Source organism: Arthrobacter jinronghuae (genome assembly GCF_025244825.1).
Classification (GTDB): domain Bacteria; phylum Actinomycetota; class Actinomycetes; order Actinomycetales; family Micrococcaceae; genus Arthrobacter_B; species Arthrobacter_B jinronghuae.
The window spans coordinates 1,695,705-1,716,356 of sequence record NZ_CP104263.1; the positions used below are offsets into that span (position 1 = coordinate 1,695,705).

Consider the following 20,652-nt stretch of genomic DNA (forward strand, 5'->3'; position numbering starts at 1 on the left):
GTCATTCTACCAACGGGCCGGCCGCCGTCCGTACGGACGCCGGACGGCTTCAACTACTACGAAAGGACATGTGAAATGTTGAACAGTTCATCTCGACTGGGGACCACTACTGATTCCGACGCCGGCGAAAACCAGGGATTGCCGACCATCGTGCTTGTGCACGGAGCGTGGGCCGATTCCTCCAGCTGGGAGCCGGTGATCAACGAACTCCTGCACGCAGGATTCCCGGTCCGGGCCGTTGCGAACCCGCTGCGCGGCGTGGAGCATGACACGGCCTACCTGGCCAGCTACCTGGCGGCGATCGAGGGTCCCGTGGTGCTCGTCGGCCATTCGTACGGCGGTGCAGTCATCACGAACATCGATACGAGTGCCCTCGACGTGCAGGCCCTCGTCTACGTCGCGGCATTTATCCCGATCGCGGGGGAGACGGTCGGCCAGCTGGCCGCACAATCATCGACCCCGCTGCCCTTGGTGACAGTCGAAACACCAAGCGGGCCTGAGGTGCACATCAGCCCGGAGGGTTTCCGCGCAGCCTTTGCCGCCGACGTCGACCAGCGCACGGCAGGTGTCCTCGGCATCGTCCAGCGTCCTGCAAACGTCCGTGCGGTAGCGGAACCGATCAGCCGGGAAGCCTTCCGCACCGTGCCGTCCTATGTACTCGTCACCACGGCGGATCGGGCCATCGACCCGGAGGTGCAGCGGATGATGGCCCGCCGGACCGACGCGGCCGTCATAGAGGTCGAGGCCTCCCATGCCGTCATGGTCAGTCGTCCCTCGACCGTCGCGGGTCTCGTTCTCCAGGCCGCGACGTCGGCGGTAACCGTCCGATGACCCCTCACCAGCCACCCCCTTCCCGCGTTCAAACACTTCAAACAGAACGGAACGTCATGACCACATCAACCACCCAGACCCCACCGGCGATCTCGCCGGTCCTTCGGAAGCTGTACTTCGTCCGCTTCGGATTCGCCATCGTCTGGGCAGTCCTCATTGCCCTGACCGCTTCCACCCTCGGACCCTTCAGCATCGCCCTGCTCATCCTCTACCCGCTGTTCGACGTCGCGGCCGCCGTCGTCGACCACCGCGCCTCACGCGCCACCCGTCCCGGCCCGCTGCTCCTGGTGAATATGGCGCTCAGCCTGCTGACCGCCGTCGCCCTCGGTGTGGCCGTCACCTCGGGGGTTCCCGCCGTGCTGGTTGTCTGGGGTGTCTGGGCTATTACCGCGGGCGCCGTACAGCTCGCCGTTGCCATTTCCCGCCTGCGGCTGGGCGGGCAGTGGCCGATGATCCTCAGCGGCGGCATCTCCACCCTCGCCGGCACCGGATTCATTCTGATGTCCGACACCTCATCGGCGGCCCTCACCGGTGTCGCGGGATACGCCACCCTCGGCGGCGTGTTCTTCCTTCTCTCCGCGATCCGGCTGCAGCGTCTTGCGAAGGCCGGCACACGATGACCGGGACCGTTACGGACGTTATTGTTATCGGCGCCGGTCCGGTGGGGGAGAACGTTGCGGACCGGATAGTTGCCGGCGGCCTCAGCGCGGTGATTGTCGAATCCGAGCTGGTGGGCGGCGAGTGCTCCTACTGGGCATGCATGCCGACCAAAGCGCTGCTGCGGGACGCCGCCGCACTCCGCGCCGTCCGGCAGCTGCCCGGTGCCGCCGCGGCAGTAACCGGCAGGCTCGACGTCGACGCGGTGCTGGCCCGCCGGGACCGGTTCGCCTCGAACTGGAACGACGAGGGCCAGGTCGCGTGGCTCCAACAGGCCGGCATCACACTGGTCCGCGGGCACGGGCGGATCATTGCCCCGCGGACCGTGGAGATCACCGGCCGGGACGGCACGGTCAGCACGATCACGGCACGGCACGCCGTCGTCGTCGCCACCGGAACCAGCGCGGCGCTTCCGCCGATCCCGGGACTGGCGGACGCCGCCCCGTGGACCAGCCGTGAAGCGGTGTCCGTGAAGAAAATCCCGGAGCGGCTCGCGATCATCGGCGGCGGCGTCGTCGGCACGGAAATGGCGACCGCCTTCAGCGCGCTGGGCGCCGCGGTGACGCTCATCGCGCGCGACGGCGTCCTGCCGCGGGTCGAGCCGTACGCCGCCGAGCACGTCGTCGCCTCCTTGGAAAGCGCTGGAGTGCGGGTGCTGATCGGCGCAAGCCCGAGCGAGGTGACCCGCGACGCGCGCGGCACCGTGCACGTAACCCTGGCCGGCGGCGGGAGTATCGACGCCGACGAGGTCCTGGTTGCCACGGGACGCAGGCCCAACACCGGCGACCTTGGGCTTGAATACCTCGGGCTCGCGGCCGGTGGCTGGCTGAGCGTGGATGAGACGCTGCGGGTGATCGGCCCCGACGGCACCGTGCCCGACGGCGGCTGGCTGTACGCCGCGGGCGACGTCAATGGTCGTGCGCTGCTCACCCACCAGGGGAAGTACCAGGCCCGGGCTGCGGGAGACGCGATTGTGGCACGGGCAACCGGCGCCCCGGTCGAGGACTTCCCCTGGGGGCGCCATGTGGCGACCGCCGACCTCCGGGCAGTTCCGCAGGTCATCTTCACCGACCCCGAGATTGCCTCCGCCGGCCTCACCCTGGCTGGCGCCGTCGACGCCGGGCTCCGGGTCCGTTCCGTGGAATACGACCTTGGATCCGTTGCCGGCGCCTCACTGCATGCCGACGGCTATACCGGCCGCGCAGGCATCGTCATCAATGAGGACACCAACACGATTGTCGGGTTCACCGCCGTCGGACCTGACGTGACCGAGCTGGTGCACGCGGCAACCATCGCGATCGCCGGGGAAGTACCGCTCGACCGGCTTTGGCATGCGGTTCCGGCGTATCCCACGATCAGTGAAGTCTGGCTCCGGCTCCTGGAGACCGCGGCACGGTAGACAACGGTCCCACGTGCCCGGAAACTTCAACCACCCCCACCCCCGAAAGGAAAGAACACCATGCCCACCAAGATCACGTTCGTCATCGACAACCCCGCCGACCCCGAAGCGTTTGAGACCGCCTACAAAGGCATCGCGGACAGCGCCAAGCAGCTCCCGGAGCTGCGCCGTTACGAGGCCGGCAAGGTCTGGCCGAAGGAAAACGGCTCACCCACCCCCGCCCACCGGACGCTTGACCTGTACTTCGACAGCTACGAGGACGCCTCGGCTGCCGTAACAACACCTGCGGCCGCGGACCTCTTCGGTCAGCTGAAGGCCACCGGGACCACCTTCATCGCCCTGTTCTCGGAGGTGGAAGAGAGCTAGGCGGGGCACGGTTTGCCCGCCTTGACCCCCTATTCGCTTGGTACCGATGCCCGTGTTCCCTCACCGGAACACGGGCATCGGCGCTCAACTGTTCGGCGCGCCGCCTCAGCAGGGGCAGTGCTCGCCCATAGTAGGCTTCGGGCCATGGGAACACGGCGAAGCATCAGCAAATCTGATTACCGGCTTTACTCCCGGCCGATGCCTGGGGAAAGCACGGACTGGGTGGAAGTGGTGTCCGACGGCGGTGAACCTCCGCAGGCGTCCAGTCTTACCGCCCGTACCGGAGCGGAGTTCAGCGACGCGGACCGTGGCGGCGCCACTGCTGAAGGGCCCGTCGATACGGCTGCTGCCCCCAGGAGCCGGTCTAACCCCTATCTCTGGGCCGCGTGGGCAGTTGTGGCGATGATGCTTGTCCTTGGACTGATCTGGCTCTCCGGCAACCTCCAAATAACGTCGGCCATTTACAGCGGCGGCAGTGCAGTCACGAGTGCCCAGGACGTTGCGGTGATGAACTTCCAGATGATGGGCGTGTATCTGCTGCCCTTCGGCCTGGCCGGTGCCCTTGCGCTGCTGATGCTTCAGGCTGCCGGCTACCGTCACGAACGCCGGGACTAACCGGCGAGCTCATAGTGCGACACGGTGCGGTCACGCTCCAGGAGGAAGCGGTCGTCCTCGGGATAGAAGACGGCCCGGCCGACGTCGTCGCCCGCGAAAGCGCGAATCACCTCGAGGGAAACCCACAGCGAAACCGTGACAATCTCGCTGCGCCCCTCGTCCAGGCTGCGGGTGAGAATCCAAGCGCCGAGGTTGCCCGCCGTGGCGCGGTATTCCACGATTCCTGTCTGTTGCACGTATTCGACGTACGCCTCAAGGTCTTGGCCGCGGACAACGCCGCGCCACATCCGAACAACGCGCATGCCGATCCTTCCGAAGATGGCGGGCTGCCGTATCCGCCCGGGCCCAGGGTGCAGGAGCCTAGCGTCGGCCGGGCGGGGCGGCCAGAGTGAGACGGTTGCCGGGGGCATTGACGCCGGCACCGCAGCGCGCGTACGTTATCGACAATCGTTATTAACGACAGTCGATATGGGGGAACCGTGAAGCTGATGAAAAGAACCGGCGCGCCGGCAGTGGAAAAGAGAATCGTTTCGCGGACCGACGCGACCGTATTCATGATTGTGGCGGCATTGGCCGCGGTTGTAAGCACTGCCTTTTCAATCTCCGAAATCGTCGGGTACTTCACCGGCCCGGTGACGCTGGAGCTTCCGGTCAGCGCACAGGAACAGAGTGTGGACGGGCTGACGGCCGGAGTGACAGCGCACTACACAACACTGACGGCTACGGTTCCCGCTCTTCCCTCCGGTCCCGCAGTGCTCCTCGCTTGCTCTTCAGCGCTGCACCAGGCAGGTGTGCTCGCCGTCCAGGCGCTGGTCTTCCTGCTGGCCTACCGGCTCCGCAGCGCGGTCCTGTTCACCGCCGTGTCCGTGAGGATCATCGGGGCCTGCGGTATCGTCCTGCTGCTGGTAGGGACGTTTAGCCAGGGCCTCTACGGAATCGCGCTGCCCCGCGTGGCGGACCTGGTTGTGATGGAGCGCCAGACGGGCGACGAACTGGTCCTGTTTGAAGGCACGCTGAGCCCCTGGCCGCTGGTGCTTAGCCTCGTCCTGATACTGGTTGCGGGAGTCTTCCAATACGGACGCCGGATTGAGCAGGATACGGATGGCCTGGTCTGATGCCGGCGGATGATTCCTCGAACATCCACTGCCGTCTTGATGAACTCCTGGAAGCCCGCGGCATGACGCTGACGGAACTGAGCCGGCAGGTCGGTGTCAGCCTCGTGAATCTGTCGGTCCTCAAGAATGACCGGGCCAAAGCCATCAGGTTCTCCACGCTGACCGCGATCTGCAATGCGCTGGATTGTGAGGTCGGGGATCTCTTGGTGATTCCCCCTCACGCTTGAACCGGTTTTGGTTTAATCCTTGATCCGTGAAGCCGCCGTATCGTTACACTGCTACTGCTGAAGTTATTGTTCCGTGCGCCTTTTACCGTTAGGTCTCAAGTGTCAAAAGCCAAAGAAATCCCCGGCGTAGAGGCGGGCGAAACCCTCGTTCCCAAGGTGCCCGCCCCATGGCTGGCAATCGTGCTGGCGATCGCATCGATCGGTGGAATGATCGTCGCCAGCGAATTGATGGGTGACCCTAAGGCTGAGGGTTATAAAGACCTGCTGATGCTGGGGATCATCATTCTTCTGGCCGTTTACATTGCTTCTTTTGCCGTGATCATCAAGGCCGGAGTTGCAGCCAAGAGGAAACTATCAGCGGCTAAAGGCAGGATCGCGGAAATGCTGCGGCAGGAACACGGCTACACAGTGGATCATCCCAAGACGCTCATCCTGACCGTCCAGAGCAAAACCACGCTGAACCCCTACGACATACCGGCCACCGACACCTACGGGCGGCCGGTGAATATCCGGATTAGCCCGGATGAAACGGGCACCAAAGTTGTCGCCTCCATCTGCGAGGAACACCCGGACCCCTCTGCAAATACTCGATACCCCCGGCACTAGGCGAAGGACCAGTTTCCAGCAGGTCGAAACTAGCCTTCGACGTCGTAGACCTGAGCCGGGTCGCGCTCGAGGATGCGGTCCCGCATTTCGCGCTTGAGGACTTCCAGGTGGGCCAGTTCGGAGGCGGTCTTCTCCGGCTTCGCTGTGAGCTCGATGAACTCGTCCGCGACGATGCCCTCATTCCGGATCACGCAGGTGACGGTTGCATCCCCGGCGGTCAGCTCGAAGACGTAACGGGCCAGGGTGTTACCGCGTTCGGGCCGGGCGAGTTCCGGCAGTACGGCGTAGCGGTCTCCGGTGACCGCGCGGGTCACGAGTTCGAAGGCATCCCGGGCGCCGGGACCGCCGAAGGGGGTGCGGATCCGGATCTCGCGGCGCTCGACGCGGCCGCCGGGGGTGCGGGCTGCCAGTTCCGGCAGCGCCCGGCCGAGTGCTGCGAAGGCGTGCGCGACGCCGCCGGGAAAGCCGGGCCCGTGGTACTTCATGCAGTCGGCGAAGGTGAAGTCCAGCTGCACCCCGTCCTCCCACACGGTGAGGGTGCGCTCGGGGTTCGGGATCGGCGTCGGTTCGGGGCTTTCGGGGGTTGCTGCGTGCTTGCTCATGTGGGGTCTTACTCTCGGTGCGGGGAAAATCTGGCCATCAAAACTTTACCGACCCGCCGGTTTATGCGCCTAGCCGGAGGCGTGCCGGAGCCGGGCCCGTGCCGCGGCGTCGAGCCCGGCCGCCTGTCCTTCAGCCCGCCTTCGGTAGCCGATTCATGTCTTTCCGGCCGAGCACGGCCATCAGCGTTGCGAGGGCCGTTGCGGCCGCCGTCATTGGCAGTAGTGATTTGTCCGGGGACTTCCCACGCCAGGCCTGACGGATAGATTTCTCTGCGGGGTAGCCGCCGCTCATTATCGCGCCCAGAATGGCGAGGGCCTTAGCGGCGGTGCGGCGCCACCTGTCGCTCAGCAGCCCTGCCGTGGCCAGCCCTTGAAGGATCAGCATCAGGCCCGGGGCCGAAAGATTGGTTCCCATGACCCACTGGTCGCGTGCTGCGTGTCTGGGGTCGCCCTTGAGTTTCCAGACGTCGTAGCTGGTCCGATCCCGCAGCGCCTTCCGGAGACCGGCCAGGCCGAGCGCAAGCTGTGCTGCCGAAACGGTAAACAAAGCCTTCATTAGTGCATCCTTCAGTCGTCCGGGCCCCCAGACAGCATGGCGCTATTTTAAAGCCGTCCCCCCTTCGGCTCAACGTACGCAGGCCGGGACAAGCAAACCTGCTAAGGGCGGGCCCGCGCATGAGGGGAACCAAAGGAACCGGCCTACGCTGAAGCTCGCCGCAACCCCGCTGGATTAAACCATTGTTCCGTTTGACGAACGACCTTAAAATGTTCGCGGGGGAGCCCTTGGTCTTACATAATCCCGTAAGGGGCAATCCAAATGACTGACTTCTTTACAGCTCAACCGGGCGAGACCGCGGCTCCCTTGCCGCCGGGGCCCATCCTCTGTACCGGGACGGTCGGAATGCGGCGCGTTCACCGTTTTTTCCTTTGGGCCTACGATGAGGCACCCGGTCTGGTGCGGTCCACCCCTATCGGCGATACGGATCGCGCCGCATACGTTGGGGAAGTGCTCGGAAACTTCGACAGCGTGCTGCACATCCACCACGAGGGCGAGGACCTGCTCATGTATCCCCAGCTGGAGGGCCGGGCACCGGGGTGCGCCCTGCACGTAGCGCAGATGCGGGAACAGCATCGGCAGGTGGGGCAGCGGCTTGAACACATCGAACCTGTCCGGAGACGCTGGATGGAGACGGCAGACGAGGCGGCCCGCGAGGAACTCGCTGAACGCTATGAGGACCTCTCAACTCTGCTTAAAGTGCATCTGCGCCGCGAAGTCACTGAGGTGATGCCCGTCGTGGACAGGGTGCTGAGTGCAAAGGAAATGGACGCGGTCGGTCAGCACGGGATTGAACAGTTCGACAAGAAGTTTTTGGTGGGCTACCTCGGGATGATGATGGCTACGAACCCTCCGGACGACCGAAAGGCTTTCTTCAAGGAAATCCCGCCGCCGGTCCGACTTGCCTACCGCCTCGTGGGGCGCCGAATGTATCGGCGTCAATATTCGACACTCTTTCCCGGCCGCAAAATCCCGGAGACGCTTTAGGCCCGTAACGTACGTCCTGCTGTCCTCCGCCAGGCCCGCCTATTCGTGCGCTTGGCCGGAGCTGTGCCGCGCAGCCGCATTCAGCCGCGCGGCCTGCAGGGTCAGGTGCTCGCGTTCGGCCAGGTTCGGCGCCAGCAGCGCCGCCTCCGCATAGAGCCGTGCGGCCTGTTCGACGTCGCCGCTCTTCTCGTGCAGGTACGCCCGCGCCGCCGTATGCCGGGGGAGCGATGGATCCAGTTCCGCCAGGGCAGCCAGGCCGGCACGCGGCCCGTCCGCCTCCCCGACAGCGACGGCCCGGTTCAGCCTCGCGACCGGGCTGCCCGTGAACCGGACCAGTTCGTCGTACCACTGGATAATCTGCGGCCAGTCGGTCTCCTCCGCCGTCTGCGCATCCGCGTGCAGGGCGGCAACGGCCGCCTGCGCCTGGTATTCACCCAGCCGGTCGCGCGCCAGTGCCCGCTGCAGGATGGACACCCCTTCCGTAATCAGCCGGGTATCCCAGCGGCTGCGGTCCTGCTGCGCCAGCGGCACCAGCCGGCGGTCGTCGTCGGTCCGTGCCGGCCGGCGGGCGTGGTGCAGCTGCATGAGCGCCAGCAGTCCCTGCACCTCCGGGTGGTCGACGGCGGCGGCCAGCTGCCGGGTGAGGCGGATGGCTTCGGCGGCGAGGTCGACGTCGCCCGAGTAGCCCTCGTTGAAGACCAGGTACAGCACCCGCAGCACGGTGGCGACATCTCCGGGCGTATCGAAGCGGACGCCGGCCACGGTCCGTTTGGCCCGGCTGATCCGCTGCGCCATGGTCGCCTCGCCGACCAGATACGCGGCGGCGATCTGCCGGGTGGTCAGCCCGCCCACGGCGCGCAGGGTCAACGCCACCGCCGATGACGGAGACAGTGACGGGTGGGCGCAGAGGAAATACAGCTGCAGCGTGTCGTCGGTGGAGCCGACGACGCCGGGCACGGGTTCGCCGTCGACCTTTAGTTCACGACGACGGCGGGACGACTCCGCGCGGGCGGCATCCAGGAATTTCCGCCACGCAACGGTGACCAGCCAGCCCTTCGGGTCCCGGGGCGGATGCTCCGGCCAGGTGCCCAGGGCTTCGAGCAGGGCGTCCTGCACCGCGTCCTCGGCCGCCGCGAAGTCGGCTCCGCGGCGGACGAGGACGGCAATGACCTGCGGGGTGAGAACCCGCAGCCGGCTTTCCTCCACCGGTGGTTATTCCGTGATCGTGACGGGCTGGGCCAGGAACGGACGGACCTCGATCCACTCGTGCAGCGGCTTGCCGCCGGCGGCCGGTGCCGCGGACAGTTCTCCGGCCAGTTCGAGTGCGCGGTCATAGCCCTCCACGTCGATGGCGAACCAGCCGGCGATCAGGTCCTTGGTTTCCGCGAACGGTCCGTCGGTCACCGGGGGCCGGCCCTCGCCGTCGTACCGTACGAAGGTTCCTTCGGGGGAGAGGGCCTGGCCCTCGACGTATTCGCCGTTGGCCTGCAGCCGTTCGGCATAGTCCGCCATGAACTGCATGTGGGCCGCGACTTCGTCCGGTGTCCACTGGTCCATCGGTACGTTGTTGAGCGCTTCGGGTGCGCCGCGGTAATGCTTGAGCAACAGATACTTGGCCATGACGGTCTCCCTTGTTCTCCTACAACTGTTCCCCCAACGACACGGCCATTGTGGCTGTGCTTAATGCTGGGACGGAACGGGCCGGGGGATTTCGACATGGAATTGCTGGGCCGTTTCCGCGGCCGTCTGCGCGGGTTTCGGCGGAGCCTTTGCAGCTGTGCCCGGCGGGCGTAGCGTCTGTAGGCGTGAGTGAAGTTTCGCTGCCGTTGCGTTTGGCCCGTGCCGTGGGCGCCAGCCCGGTCTCGGAACACGTCGCCGCCGCGCAGGAGTTCCTCTACAAGCCGGTTCTCGAGTGGGCAAGGAAAAGCCCCTTCCATACCGGCGTCCTGGGCCACTCGATCCATCCGCCGCTTACGGATCTGACGCTTGGCTGCTGGGGCAGCGCGTCCATCCTCGATCTGGCCGGTGGAGTCCAGTCGCGGCACGGTGCGACCGTCCTGGTGGGAGCGGGGCTGGCCGCGGCGGTGCCCACCGCTATCGCCGGTGCCAGCGACTGGGCGGGAATGACGGGCGACGCGCGTCGAATCGGCGCCGTGCATGCCCTGGGTACCGATGTGGCGGTGTTTGCCAACCTCGGGTCCCTGATCGCCCGGACACGCGGCCGGCACGGGCTGGGTGTGGCGCTGGCCCTTGCGGGCAATGCGGTTCTGGTGGGTTCCGGGTTCCTGGGCGGGCATTTGGCGCTGAACCGCGGAACGGCCCGCCGGGTACCTGCCGACGCCTGAGGGGTTTGCGGTCGGGACTCAAGCGAGAGAAGCCAGGAACGCCGTCGTATCGGCTGCGACCTCTTCCGGGCATTCCCACAAAACCAGGTGGGCGGCGTCGGGATAGATCTTCAGTTCTGCGCCCCCAATGCGGGCTGCCAGGGTGTTCTGGTCCGCGCGCGGCAGTAGGCCGTCCTGTCCGCCCCAAAGGATCAGCGTGGGAACCTGGATGGTTCCCGTTTCGGTGGGCGGCGCTGCCTTGTATAAGCCGCGTAGGCTCAGCTTCCACGCGTGCGCGGGCATCTTGACGCCGTCACTCACCCGGTCCTCGATGAACCACGGGGGAACCTCTTGGATGAGGGGAAACGAGGCGAGGAAACCGCGCACCCAGTCCTCAGCGATCGGATCCGTCAGGCCGGCGACGTCGTCGGCGAACCCGGGCCTGCCCTTCAGGGTTAAGGGGGCGCCCACCAGCACAAGCGCGGCCACCCGGTCGGGGTGATCCACGGCCAGCTGCTGGGCGACATAGCCGCCGCTTGAGGAGCCAAGGACCGACGCCGTCGGCACGTCGAGGGCATCCAGAACCGCCGCGGCATCCGCCACCTGTTCCGCCAGCGAGTATCCGTCCGGCGGTTTGTCGGCATCGCCTTGGCCGCGGAGGTCCGGGGCATAGATCCGGAAGCCGGCCAGCCCGGGGAGTAGCCGGTCGAAGCTCCGGCGGGATTCGGCCCATGCGTGCAGCAGCAGTACCGGTGGCGCTTCGGCGTCGCCCTGAACGAGACACGGCGCCGTGATGCCGGTGTGCAGCGGAAGATTCCGGACCTCGGATTCCATAGCTCAGGATACGTCGTGCCTAACAGGGGGCAATGGCCCCGGAGCCCTCGGTGCAGCTGAAAGCTCACCTGCAATTCCGGCGGTCAACAAGCTTGTCTGGGCGGAGATCGATGTGATACAGGCTTCGAAGGAACGGGATCATTTCTTGAAAGCATCCACCATCCGCGCTGTATTTCATGAGACTGGAAATGCAAACGGTGCTCCTCCTGAATCAGTCCGAAGCTCACCACGATGCGCCACTAACGTTGGCGATCAGCTAGATTCTCCCGGTAAGACCGTAGTAATTAATCCGCGTTTCTAAACCAGTGCCATTAGTCGCCTCGTCCGCTGCACTGGACGGGAGGGACTGTCCCGACGCTTGAGCCCGGCAAATCAGTCTTACCTCGGATGAGGCGCGAGCGATCAGGTGCTGCTACGTGCAAGTGTCCAGTATGCTATACCTTGATTTCTAGCGGCGCCCTTAGACAAGGGTAACAAATGGGGGGAACCTGAAGTGCTTAAAGCGATTTGGCCCAATGTAGTTTCGGCAGTTTCGTTCATTGGCATCATCGTTGGGGCGATGACGACCGGGGCATCGTACTATCTTGGGTTGACGGGGGTAGTTGGAGTAGCAGTAGCCATAACTGGTGCAGTCTTGAATGGTCGCGATTTTAGCCGGTCAGTAAAAGTATTTGGAAATCAAAAGCCAGAGCTTCGAAAACACAAAATAGCTGAATATATGCACAATCTAATCGCAGGCTCCGGATCGATCGCGATCTTCACGAGGGACATGTCTTGGGCTACTCCGGCCATTAAGGGAGAACTTCGTGAAAAGGCAGCCTCGAAACACCTCACTATAATTATGCAGCGTCCAACTGATTTGAGTCGAGATCTGGAAGCCGCGGGTGCCGACGTGTTTTACTACGGGGCACTCTTGCATGACGAAGCCATGGTTTCACGTTTTACGCTGATTGATGCAGGAAGCCACAGCGCAGAACTGGCGATTGGACAAACGAAGGAGGGTGTTCACACAATCCACCGTTACTCCAAGGCCTCGGATCATGCCCTAGGTTTAGCCAAGGATATGCTCACCTTGCTGAAACCTGCTTTAGCATCCAACGCAAGCGTACCGTCCTCGAGTCCCAAAAGCCGTGAATGAAATGCTCTACAAGCCAGCCTCATGGAAAACTAACGAAGATATAGTCCGTGAATGGGATGCCATTGCCGTTCAGCGCTTAGATCAAATCGACAGTGGAAGGGACAGTAGTTTCACGAATATCCTGGCACCGATGATGCTCCGTGCTGTTAGTGAGGGGGTGCAATCATCGGTTCTCGACCTAGGGTGCGGAAGTGGCACACTGACCGAGATGATGGCCGAAAGGGCTACTCGGGTAACTGGAGTTGACCCGAGTAGTAAGAATATAGAGTTGGCTACACAGCACCATTCCCCACCAAATGTGAACTATGTATGCGCAACTGCTGAAGCGTTCAATAATGAAATGAGTGTTGGCTTTGATGTCGTAGTGGCAAATATGGTTCTCATGGATGTAGTCGATCTGGCTGGGTTCTTAGGGGCGGCGTTTCGAAACTTGAATCCGGGTGGAAGATTCTTCGCAACCATTGCGAACCCAGATTTGTGGCCTGAATATTGGGGATATGAGAGCGCGCCCTGGTTCGACCGCCGGTCTGAGACTCCTATTGAAGGGCCATTTGTTATAAGCGAGGAAAGATCGAAACTCGTTACCACGCACATACATCGGCCTGTTCGTAGTTATAGGGAAGCTTTTGCCGCCATTGGCTTCGAGGAGACGAACATCGTCGAACTTCTAGCGCCAAGTTTGTCATCTTTGGATAATGATGTACCCGAAATGCTGCCCCGCTTTCTGTTCATCTCGGCTGTGAGATCGGGCTTCGAACCTGGGGTTTAGAATTGCTTGATGTCTGAGGGCGCCGGCTCGCGGGTGCCTGCCGTGGACAGTATGGCAGGCACCGCCGTCACACCCCGCCCCACGATTCCGCCCCAACCAGCCCCACAGCGTACCCTTGGCAGTGTGAAAACCTTCGAAGACCTCTTTGCCGAGCTGAGCCAGAAAGTTCAGGACCGCCCCGCCGGGTCACGCACCGTGGCCGAATTCGAGTCGGGAGTGCATGGCATCGGTAAGAAGGTTGTTGAGGAGGCCGCCGAAGTGTGGATGGCCGCCGAATACGAATCCGATGCCGAATGCGCCGAAGAAATCTCCCAGCTGCTCTACCACCTCCAGGTCCTGATGCTGGCCAAGGGCCTGACCCTGCAGGACGTCTACAAGCATCTCTAGCCGCGCGCTGACTTTCAGCGTGTGGCCCGCCGGTCGAACCTTTTCCCAAACGAACTTCCAGCGAAAGATGCTCCCATGCTCCGTGTAGCCGTACCCAACAAGGGTGCCCTGTCCGAATCCGCCTCCGCCATGCTCAACGAGGCGGGCTACCGCCAGCGCCGCGACACCCGCGAACTGGTCATGGTGGACCCCGATAACGACGTCGAATTCTTCTTCCTCCGCCCCCGCGACATCGCCGTCTACGTCGGCGCCGGAACGCTCGACGTCGGCATCACCGGCCGCGACCTGTTCCTGGACGCGCAGGTGGACGCCGAAGAGCTGATGAACCTCGGCTTCGGCGCCTCCACCTTCCGCTTCGCCGGCCCGGTGGGGGACTTCTCCTCCATCGACCAGCTCGAAGGCAAGCGCCTGGCCACCAGCTACGACGGCCTGCTGCGCTCCTACCTGTCCGAACGCGGCATCAACGCCTCCGTGGTCCGGCTCGACGGTGCCGTGGAATCCTCCGTGCGCCTCGGCGTCGCGGACGCAATTGCCGACGTCGTCGAAACCGGCACCACTCTCCGTGCCGCCGGGATGGAAATCTTCGGCGAACCGATCCTGAAGTCCGAGGCCGTGCTGATCGGCCGCAAGGGTGCCAGCCCCGCCGGCGTCGACGTGCTGATCCGCCGCCTGCGCGGCGTCCTAGTGGCACGCCAGTACGTGATGATGGACTACGACGTCCGCAAGGACCTCGTGGACGAGGCCGCCGCGCTGACCCCGGGGCTGGAATCGCCCACCGTCTCCCCGCTGCAGAACAGCGACTGGGTGGCTGTGCGCTCCATGATCAAGAAGTCCGACACCAACCGGATCATGGACGAGCTCTACGACATCGGCGCCCGCGCCATCCTGGTCAGCAGCATCCACGCCTGCCGGATCTAGGGAAGGGGACACGTTATGAGTGTTGCCATCCGCGTCATCCCCTGCCTGGACGTCGACGCCGGCCGGGTGGTCAAGGGGATCAAATTCGAGGGCCTGCGCGACGCCGGCGATCCGGTGGAGCTCGCGCACCGGTATGACCGTGCCGGCGCCGACGAACTGACCTTCCTCGACGTCACCGCCTCCTCCGGCAACCGCGACACCACGTTCGACGTCGTCGCCCGCACCGCCGAAGAGGTCTTCATTCCGTTGACCGTCGGCGGGGGAGTGCGCTCCATCGCGGACGTGGACCGGCTGCTGCGCTACGGCGCGGACAAGGCCTCCATCAACACCGCCGCCGTCGCCCGCCCCGACGTGATCGACGAAATCACTCGGCACTTCGGCTCCCAGGTGCTGACGCTCTCCGTGGATGCCCGGCGCACGCACGACGGCGCCACGCCGTCCGGCTTCGAGGTCACCACCCACGGCGGGCGCACCGGCACCGGGATCGACGCCGTCGCCTGGGCGAAGGAAGCGGCTGACCGCGGCGTGGGGGAGATCCTGCTGAACTCCATCGACGCCGACGGCACCCGTGAGGGCTTCGACATCGAGATGATCCGGGCCGTCCGTGCCGCCGTCGACGTGCCGCTCATCGCTTCCGGCGGGGCCGGCAAGCCGGAGCATTTCCCGGCCGCCGTGATTGCCGGGGCCGACGCCGTCCTGGCCGCCTCGGTGTTCCACTTCGGCCCGGACGATGCGATCCATCAGGTCAAGCAGGCCATCCGCGACGCCGGGTTCGACGTCCGCTAGCTGGGCAACCGGGGAGCACTCCGTGGTATCCGGCGGCGCGCTGTGGTGGACTGTACCACCCGCGCTCCGTCGAACAGGTCACGTTTCCCTCCGCTTTGTGACTATCCCTGCGCCGCGCGGCGCAGGGATAGTCACAAAACGGAGGTTTTCGGACAAAGCGGAGGGATTCGGGAGCCGCAGTCCGCAGACCGCCGGGCGGGGAGACCCGCTTGGCTTCCGGTGAGACCGGGGATGCATGTGGCATGCTCACGTCCATGACTACGCCAACACGCCTTCGGCCCGCCGAAGTAAGCGATCTGCCTTTCATCCTCCGCCAAGAGCGCGAGTACATGGAGACCATCGAGCCGCATGCGCTCCAGGGGTGGCTGACGGTTCTCGACCAGAATCTGGAAGTCTGGATCGATTGCCTTCCCTCCACGATCTTCTGCATTGATGCAGATGGGCACCCGCTTGGGTATGTGATGTGGAGCCTTGATGGTGACACCGCAACCCTTATCTCGATCAGTGTCCTCGACGGCCGTCGTCGCCAAGGACTCGGGCGGCTTCTCCTGGATGCGTTCGAGCAGAAGGCCAGCGCAAGCGGAGCCCGCGTTGTGGAACTCGGTGTTTACCGAAGCAACCAGGCCGAGCTGCTCTACCGGGCCGCGGGCTATGAAACCACGGGCCAAGACGGTGGATATGTGCTGTTCAGCAAGAGGCTCAGCCCTGCCGAAGGGGATAACCGGGTATTGCTGGGGTGAGCGCATGGGGACGTATGAACGCCCGGGACGTGTGAAGCATGTGAACCGTCAGGGCGCTGGAACGGCAGGGTTCATTCTTGCAGGCGTGCTTATCTGTGCCCTGCCGGCGCTGTTGTTCGGGACGAATCTGGGCTTTTACCCGACCCGCATGGTGTGCACCCCGGAAACCGGTTACGGTTCGGGCTGCGACGAAGGCGGAATGGAACTCTCGCTGATAATTTTCGCCTTCGTCGCCCTGCCTTGGGCCGGCTTCTCGCTGTATCTGACCATCCGGGTCCGGCAGGGGAGGACATGGCTTCAAAGGTGGTGGCCCTTTGCCGCGTTCTCCCTGCTCACTGCCCTGTTCGTCGTCGCCGGCATGGTCTCTGCCCTGAGCGAGCCTGATGCCTACTTCTAAATCCAGCAGGACCAAGCGCGGGCCTTGACAAGGTTGGCGAAGGGCAGCCGACCGTAAGACCGGCTAGAGCCTTGAGGCCACGAAGATCTGGGACGGCCCCGTGACCGTGGCTGTCACAGTCTCCCCGGCGTACAGGATCTTCGCTTCGGGCTCGATGTCCGCTGTGACCTCGTCCACCGTGATGGCGGCCGGCTCCAACGCAGCCAGCACCACGCTGAACGGACCCACGCGGACGGGCATCGGATCATCGCCTACAACCACTCGCCGCAGCTCCATGTCGTCGCTCCAGAGCGGAATGCGCTGTTCGCCTGGGCCGACGTCGAGCACGGGAAGGGGAGAAGGCTGCGGTTGTTCGTTGCCCGTCAACAGCTGCAGCTCGCAGAGGTCCACGTACCCGTTGGCCAGACCGGCCTGAAGCGCATTGTCGGAGGTGCCCATAACCAGCACTGCCCGACCGGATAGGTACGTATGCAGGCATCCGGGAGGGATCACGGCCGCCCGGCCGGGTTCCAGCTCGATCAGCTTCATGCAGATAGCCAGCAGGATGCCTCGGTCGTGGGGGAAAAGATGCTGAAGCCGGCGTACTACGGCGACCGCTTGGGCGGCCGGTCCTTCGACGTGCCGGACCCGTTCCACGGCGTCGGCTGTTTCCCGCAGTGCCGCTGCGTTTTCGTGCGGCGTCATGCGCAGCACGGAGTGGATGACAGTCTCATGGTGGAAGGAAAGGTAGGAACGCAACCAGGGCAGTTCCAGCCCCGAAGCGATGGCCTGAAGTTCTTCCGTGCTCCGCTCCCCGGCAAGCACGCGCAGGTGCGTGAGAGCCACGGCGACCTCGCACTTCGGGTTGCGGTCCTTGTAGTTACGGTTTCCCGCACCCAGCGGCACGCCCCGAGCCTGTTCCCGCACGAAACCCGCCAGCGCCTGCTCCCAGTGCGGGTGCAGCATGATCGGCGGTGGAACATCGGCGTCCAGGACCCAGAGGCGGAAAGGAAACGGGGAGCCGGTTCCGGCTTCCGGACGGGGGACTGCGACCGGCTCGTCCGCGGCAAAGCGCTCCAGCGTTTGGCGGTAGGTTGCGGGATCCCAGTCAATGAGTAGGCCGCGGGAAGATAGTGGTAAAAGACGGCGAGAGGGTGCTACAGACCGTGAGTGGGAGGAATTAGTACGCACGAGGGTCACTTAGATCACCAGAATGGGACAAAGACGAACCTATTGGGCCCGGCGATGGCCTTGGGCCGGCGATTGGCCGGCGCCCGACAGGCACACAACCAGTCATTTAATTGTAGCCATTCCCGTCGCGGAGTGTGGGCCGGCCCCGGCCCGGAGGCTCTCCGTGATTGGTAGGAGGCGGCTCGTACTATTTCCAGTCAGGAATAACAGCTCCTAAGCGCGGGCCTGGACGAGGTTGGCGAAGGGCAGTTTGCCGTATAAACGGACAAACTCCGCCTGGTACTTTGCGAGGGCCGGGTTGAGCGCGTCGGGCGGCAGTTCCTTCCACGCCACCAGAAGATCTTCTGCATCGAGCAGCTGCCAGATCAGCCGGCCGTCCCAGTGCCCCGGCGGCTTTCCCCTGCCGAAGTCCACGAATTCGGAGATCTGCCGTCGCAGACCGCGGTTGCCCTGGCTGCCGGCGCCGGCCTTGCCGAGAAACAGCACGTCGGCATCCGCCACCCACTCGGCGGCGAGCTCATCCCGGGACAGGGTTGGCTTCTTCTTTTTGAACACCCCGGCCGTGCTTTCCTTGAGGAACCGCGGTTCGAACCCCTCGGGCCGCAGCACGGCGAAAATGCCCTGACGCTGCGGGATCCGGTTGACGTCCAGACCGTCGATGGGCCGGAAGCCGGTGAAGCCGTCGTCCTTGAGTGATTTCCTGTTCAACGGGTTCCTAGCGGGTGAAGTGGCGAATTGCGGTCGGCAGGGGGAGATGCTGCGCCCACCAATGATATCCGGACACCCCGGCGGACTCAGTCGGTAACCTTCGTGTCCACAGGCCACAATGGGTCCTGTTGATCCACGAAAGGAATACGCGTGCGCTCCACCGCCGGACCCGGCCTGCTGTTTGTGCTGGTCTGCGCCATGGGCGCCGGCCCGATGATGAACTACGGGCTCTCCGCGACGAGCACGCTGATCATGGCGGACCTGGGAATCAGCGAAGCGCAGTTCGGCGTGCTGGCGGCCACCTGTTTCGCGGGAGCTGCTGTGTCGTCCATGTGGCTGGGCCGGCTGAGCGACCGGATCAGCGCCCGCTCCCAACTGCTGATTATCTTCGGCGGCACCGCCCTCGCCCTGGGCTTCGCCGCCTTGTCCGGCAACTACTTCTGGCTGCTGGCCGCCGTCCTGCTTTCCGGCCCCGCGCAGGCCATCTCCAACCCCACCACGAACCGGATCATCATCCACGCCGTCGAACCGGGCAAACGGCCCGGCTGGATGGGAATCAAGCAGTCCGGTGTGCAGGCCAGCCAGCTGTTCTCCAGTCTCTTCTTCCCGGCCGCCGCCCTGATCGCCGGATGGCGCGGGGCCGCCGTGGGCGCCGTCGTCGTGCTGTTCCTGTTGCTCGCGTACGCGTGGTTCCGGCTGCCGCCCGAACCACGGCCCCACGCTTCGGCAGCGCCCCGGCCACCCGTGGACCGCAAGTTCCCTGCCTCAGTCTGGCTGCTGGCAGCGTTTGCCCTGTTTTCCGGTGCCGGCATGCAGGCCACCAACGTCTATCTGCCCCTGTTCGCGCAGCGGGAGATCGGCTTCTCGCTGCTGATGGGCGGCGTCACGGCGGCGGTGGCCGGCGTCGTCGGCGTGACCTCCCGGGTGCTCTGGGGACGAAGGATGGCCGACGGCGTCCGGGCCTCCACCCTGCTGCTGATCCTCGCCGCCGGGGCTGTCTGCGGTGCTGCCCTGCTCCTTGCGGCCGGGCAGACCGGAGCGCCCGCACTGCTGTGGTGCGGCGTCGTCTTCCACGGCGCCTCCGTGCTGGGCGTGAACGTGGTGGTGATGGCCGGCGTGCTGCGCGAGGTTCCCCGGGAACGGGTGGGCGCGGCGTCCGGGGCCGTCTCGCTGGGCATGTACTCCGGTTTCGCGCTGGGGCCGCTGGCCATGGGCCTGCTGCTCCAGTACTCCGGCGGGTTCCTCGCCGGGTGGCTGTTCATAGGCGCGGCCTACGTGGTCTGCGGCGGCATCGGCCTGGCGTACCGGCGGCTGGGCTCGAAACGGGCCGGATCCGCCGTCGTCGGTACCCCGAGGAAATAAACGACGCCGGATCGGGCTTGTGCTTTAAGTGCCCTATGGCACGGTTACCCCACAGCTTGGAGATTTATGAGTACCGCACGCGCTTACGCAGCCACTTCCGCCACCGATCCGTTGGTCCCCACCACGATCGAACGCCGCGAGGTCGGCCCGCATGACGTCCTCATCGACATCGCTTATGCCGGTGTCTGCCACTCGGACATCCACACCGTCCGCGGCGAATGGGGACCCATCGCGTACCCGCAGGTCGTCGGGCACGAAATCGTGGGCACCGTGGCCGAGGTCGGAGCCGACGTCACCGCGCACAAGGTCGGCGACCGGGTGGGCGTTGGCTGCATGGTTAACTCCTGCGGCGAATGCGAAAACTGCCAGGCCGGCATGGAGAACTACTGCCTGAACGGCAACGTCGGCACCTACGCCAGCGAGGACCGCGACGGCACCATCACCCAGGGCGGCTACGCCACCTCCGTCGTCGTGAATGACGGCTTCGTGCTCCGCGTCCCGGAGAGCATCCCGTACGAAGCCGCGGCCCCGCTGCTCTGTGCCGGCATCACCACCTACTCACCCCTCGCACACTGGAACGCAGGGCCGGGCAAGCGGGTCGCCGTCGTCGGCATGGGTGGACTCGGCCACATGGCCGTGAAGATCGCCGTCGCCATGGGCGCCGAGGTCACCGTGCTGTCCCAGACGCTGAGCAAGCAGGAAGACGGCCTTCGTTTCGGTGCCGAGCACTACTACGCCACCAGCGATGACACCACGTTCGAGAAGCTCGCGAACACGTTCGACCTGATCATTAACACGGTCAGCGCGCCGATCGATCTGCAGCAGTACCTGTCGCTGCTGCGACTGGACGGCACCATGGTCAGCGTGGGTGCTCCGCCCGAGGCACTGCCCATCTCCGTCTTCACCCTGATGAGCAAGCGCCGCTCCTACGCCGCCTCGAACATCGGCGGCATCAGCGAAACCCAGGAAATGCTGGACTTCTGCGCCGAACACAATATTGCCCCCGAGATCGAGCTGATCAAGGCCGAGGACATCAACACCGCCTACGAGCGTGTGCTGAAGTCCGACGTCCGCTACCGGTTCGTCATTGACGCGGCGACTATCTAATCCGTTAGTTGACAGCAGAGGCTAGTTGATAGCAGCGGCGCCCCGCCGGTT

At 64.6% G+C, this 20,652-nt stretch carries 27 protein-coding genes; 19 read left to right on the forward strand and 8 right to left on the reverse strand.

Annotated features, from left to right (window positions below; translation table 11 throughout):
• Nucleotides 1-75 precede the first annotated feature (75 nt).
• The 5 genes from N2K98_RS07920 (at nucleotide 76) to N2K98_RS07940 (ending at nucleotide 3,868) form a co-directional block, all read left to right on the forward strand.
• Nucleotides 76-831 (forward strand): alpha/beta fold hydrolase, encoded by a 756-nt coding sequence (locus N2K98_RS07920; protein WP_255865442.1) that lies wholly within the window; start codon nucleotides 76-78, stop codon nucleotides 829-831.
• 56 nt (nucleotides 832-887) lie between these two features.
• Nucleotides 888-1,451 carry a hypothetical protein gene (locus N2K98_RS07925; protein ID WP_255865443.1) on the forward strand — a complete coding sequence of 188 codons (564 nt, stop codon included), beginning with the start codon at nucleotides 888-890 and terminating at the stop codon, nucleotides 1,449-1,451.
• Nucleotides 1,448-2,887 (forward strand): dihydrolipoyl dehydrogenase family protein, encoded by a 1,440-nt coding sequence (locus tag N2K98_RS07930; RefSeq protein ID WP_255865444.1) that lies wholly within the window; start codon nucleotides 1,448-1,450, stop codon nucleotides 2,885-2,887. Before N2K98_RS07925 ends, N2K98_RS07930 begins: the two co-directional genes overlap by 4 nt.
• Nucleotides 2,888-2,947: 60 nt before the next feature.
• Entirely contained in the window at nucleotides 2,948-3,253 is a 306-nt protein-coding gene (locus tag N2K98_RS07935; protein ID WP_255865445.1) for an EthD family reductase, read from the forward strand.
• A gap of 144 nt (nucleotides 3,254-3,397) precedes the next feature.
• Nucleotides 3,398-3,868 carry a hypothetical protein gene (locus N2K98_RS07940; protein WP_255865446.1) on the forward strand — a complete coding sequence of 157 codons (471 nt, stop codon included), beginning with the start codon at nucleotides 3,398-3,400 and terminating at the stop codon, nucleotides 3,866-3,868.
• On the opposite strand, the gene N2K98_RS07945 is transcribed toward N2K98_RS07940, so the two are convergent.
• Complete coding sequence (locus N2K98_RS07945) at nucleotides 3,865-4,170, reverse strand: hypothetical protein (RefSeq protein ID WP_255865447.1); 306 nt, start codon at nucleotides 4,168-4,170, stop codon at nucleotides 3,865-3,867. The genes N2K98_RS07940 and N2K98_RS07945 overlap by 4 nt on opposite strands.
• Before the next feature lie 186 nt (nucleotides 4,171-4,356).
• On the opposite strand from N2K98_RS07945, the gene N2K98_RS07950 reads away from it, so the two are divergent.
• The 3 genes from N2K98_RS07950 to N2K98_RS07960 all read left to right on the forward strand — a co-directional run bounded on the left by N2K98_RS07950 (nucleotide 4,357) and on the right by N2K98_RS07960 (nucleotide 5,816).
• Nucleotides 4,357-4,983, forward strand: coding sequence for a hypothetical protein (locus N2K98_RS07950; RefSeq protein WP_255865448.1), 627 nt, complete (start codon nucleotides 4,357-4,359; stop codon nucleotides 4,981-4,983).
• Nucleotides 4,983-5,210, forward strand: coding sequence for a helix-turn-helix domain-containing protein (locus N2K98_RS07955; RefSeq protein WP_255865449.1), 228 nt, complete (start codon nucleotides 4,983-4,985; stop codon nucleotides 5,208-5,210). Before N2K98_RS07950 ends, N2K98_RS07955 begins: the two co-directional genes overlap by 1 nt.
• Nucleotides 5,211-5,309: 99 nt before the next feature.
• Nucleotides 5,310-5,816 (forward strand): hypothetical protein, encoded by a 507-nt coding sequence (locus tag N2K98_RS07960; protein WP_255865450.1) that lies wholly within the window; start codon nucleotides 5,310-5,312, stop codon nucleotides 5,814-5,816.
• Nucleotides 5,817-5,845: 29 nt separating this feature from the next.
• Here N2K98_RS07960 and N2K98_RS07965 read toward each other — a convergent pair whose 3' ends face one another.
• Together N2K98_RS07965 and N2K98_RS07970 are read right to left on the reverse strand one after the other, a co-directional pair.
• Nucleotides 5,846-6,418, reverse strand: a complete 573-nt coding sequence (locus N2K98_RS07965; protein WP_255865451.1) for a hypothetical protein — start codon at nucleotides 6,416-6,418, stop codon at nucleotides 5,846-5,848.
• 130 nt (nucleotides 6,419-6,548) lie between these two features.
• The gene (locus N2K98_RS07970) at nucleotides 6,549-6,974 is read right to left on the reverse strand and encodes a hypothetical protein (RefSeq protein ID WP_255865452.1); all 426 of its coding nucleotides are present in this window, start codon (nucleotides 6,972-6,974) and stop codon (nucleotides 6,549-6,551) included.
• A 345-nt stretch (nucleotides 6,975-7,319) separates the two neighbouring features.
• Between N2K98_RS07970 and N2K98_RS07975 the strand changes: the two genes are divergently transcribed.
• The gene (locus N2K98_RS07975) at nucleotides 7,320-7,961 is read left to right on the forward strand and encodes a hemerythrin domain-containing protein (protein WP_255865627.1); all 642 of its coding nucleotides are present in this window, start codon (nucleotides 7,320-7,322) and stop codon (nucleotides 7,959-7,961) included.
• A 39-nt stretch (nucleotides 7,962-8,000) separates the two neighbouring features.
• Here N2K98_RS07975 and N2K98_RS07980 read toward each other — a convergent pair whose 3' ends face one another.
• Together N2K98_RS07980 and N2K98_RS07985 are read right to left on the reverse strand one after the other, a co-directional pair.
• Nucleotides 8,001-9,167, reverse strand: coding sequence for an RNA polymerase sigma factor (locus N2K98_RS07980; protein ID WP_255865453.1), 1,167 nt, complete (start codon nucleotides 9,165-9,167; stop codon nucleotides 8,001-8,003).
• Nucleotides 9,168-9,173: 6 nt separating this feature from the next.
• Nucleotides 9,174-9,581 carry a YciI family protein gene (locus N2K98_RS07985; protein ID WP_255865454.1) on the reverse strand — a complete coding sequence of 136 codons (408 nt, stop codon included), beginning with the start codon at nucleotides 9,579-9,581 and terminating at the stop codon, nucleotides 9,174-9,176.
• A gap of 185 nt (nucleotides 9,582-9,766) precedes the next feature.
• Between N2K98_RS07985 and N2K98_RS07990 the strand changes: the two genes are divergently transcribed.
• Nucleotides 9,767-10,306 (forward strand): DUF2231 domain-containing protein, encoded by a 540-nt coding sequence (locus N2K98_RS07990; protein WP_255865455.1) that lies wholly within the window; start codon nucleotides 9,767-9,769, stop codon nucleotides 10,304-10,306.
• 18 nt (nucleotides 10,307-10,324) lie between these two features.
• Here N2K98_RS07990 and N2K98_RS07995 read toward each other — a convergent pair whose 3' ends face one another.
• Nucleotides 10,325-11,119: an alpha/beta fold hydrolase gene (locus N2K98_RS07995; RefSeq protein WP_255865456.1), complete on the reverse strand. Its 795-nt coding sequence runs from the start codon at nucleotides 11,117-11,119 to the stop codon at nucleotides 10,325-10,327.
• 493 nt (nucleotides 11,120-11,612) lie between these two features.
• On the opposite strand from N2K98_RS07995, the gene N2K98_RS08000 reads away from it, so the two are divergent.
• The 7 genes from N2K98_RS08000 (at nucleotide 11,613) to N2K98_RS08030 (ending at nucleotide 16,254) form a co-directional block, all read left to right on the forward strand.
• A complete protein-coding gene (locus N2K98_RS08000; RefSeq protein WP_255865457.1) occupies nucleotides 11,613-12,257 on the forward strand; it encodes a hypothetical protein in 645 nt (214 codons plus the stop codon).
• 1 nt (nucleotide 12,258) lies between these two features.
• Nucleotides 12,259-13,026 carry a class I SAM-dependent methyltransferase gene (locus N2K98_RS08005; RefSeq protein ID WP_255865628.1) on the forward strand — a complete coding sequence of 256 codons (768 nt, stop codon included), beginning with the start codon at nucleotides 12,259-12,261 and terminating at the stop codon, nucleotides 13,024-13,026.
• 123 nt (nucleotides 13,027-13,149) lie between these two features.
• Nucleotides 13,150-13,413, forward strand: coding sequence for a phosphoribosyl-ATP diphosphatase (locus tag N2K98_RS08010; RefSeq protein WP_152218540.1), 264 nt, complete (start codon nucleotides 13,150-13,152; stop codon nucleotides 13,411-13,413).
• Between the two features lie 75 nt (nucleotides 13,414-13,488).
• Complete coding sequence (gene hisG, locus N2K98_RS08015; protein ID WP_227922084.1) at nucleotides 13,489-14,331, forward strand: ATP phosphoribosyltransferase; 843 nt, start codon at nucleotides 13,489-13,491, stop codon at nucleotides 14,329-14,331.
• A gap of 15 nt (nucleotides 14,332-14,346) precedes the next feature.
• On the forward strand, nucleotides 14,347-15,117 hold the full coding sequence (gene hisF / locus N2K98_RS08020) for an imidazole glycerol phosphate synthase subunit HisF (protein ID WP_255865458.1): 771 nt from the start codon (nucleotides 14,347-14,349) through the stop codon (nucleotides 15,115-15,117).
• A gap of 254 nt (nucleotides 15,118-15,371) precedes the next feature.
• Complete coding sequence (locus N2K98_RS08025) at nucleotides 15,372-15,857, forward strand: GNAT family N-acetyltransferase (protein WP_255865459.1); 486 nt, start codon at nucleotides 15,372-15,374, stop codon at nucleotides 15,855-15,857.
• 4 nt (nucleotides 15,858-15,861) lie between these two features.
• Nucleotides 15,862-16,254, forward strand: coding sequence for a hypothetical protein (locus N2K98_RS08030; protein ID WP_260554159.1), 393 nt, complete (start codon nucleotides 15,862-15,864; stop codon nucleotides 16,252-16,254).
• 63 nt (nucleotides 16,255-16,317) lie between these two features.
• Here the strand turns inward: N2K98_RS08030 and N2K98_RS08035 are convergent, their stop codons facing one another.
• A complete protein-coding gene (locus tag N2K98_RS08035; RefSeq protein ID WP_308219824.1) occupies nucleotides 16,318-17,199 on the reverse strand; it encodes a cupin domain-containing protein in 882 nt (293 codons plus the stop codon).
• A 438-nt stretch (nucleotides 17,200-17,637) separates the two neighbouring features.
• Complete coding sequence (locus N2K98_RS08040; RefSeq protein ID WP_255865462.1) at nucleotides 17,638-18,132, reverse strand: hypothetical protein; 495 nt, start codon at nucleotides 18,130-18,132, stop codon at nucleotides 17,638-17,640.
• A gap of 150 nt (nucleotides 18,133-18,282) precedes the next feature.
• On the opposite strand from N2K98_RS08040, the gene N2K98_RS08045 reads away from it, so the two are divergent.
• Together N2K98_RS08045 and N2K98_RS08050 are read left to right on the forward strand one after the other, a co-directional pair.
• Nucleotides 18,283-19,494 carry an MFS transporter gene (locus tag N2K98_RS08045; protein WP_255865463.1) on the forward strand — a complete coding sequence of 404 codons (1,212 nt, stop codon included), beginning with the start codon at nucleotides 18,283-18,285 and terminating at the stop codon, nucleotides 19,492-19,494.
• 66 nt (nucleotides 19,495-19,560) lie between these two features.
• Entirely contained in the window at nucleotides 19,561-20,601 is a 1,041-nt protein-coding gene (locus N2K98_RS08050; protein WP_255865464.1) for an NAD(P)-dependent alcohol dehydrogenase, read from the forward strand.
• The last annotated feature ends 51 nt before the right edge of the window (nucleotides 20,602-20,652 follow it).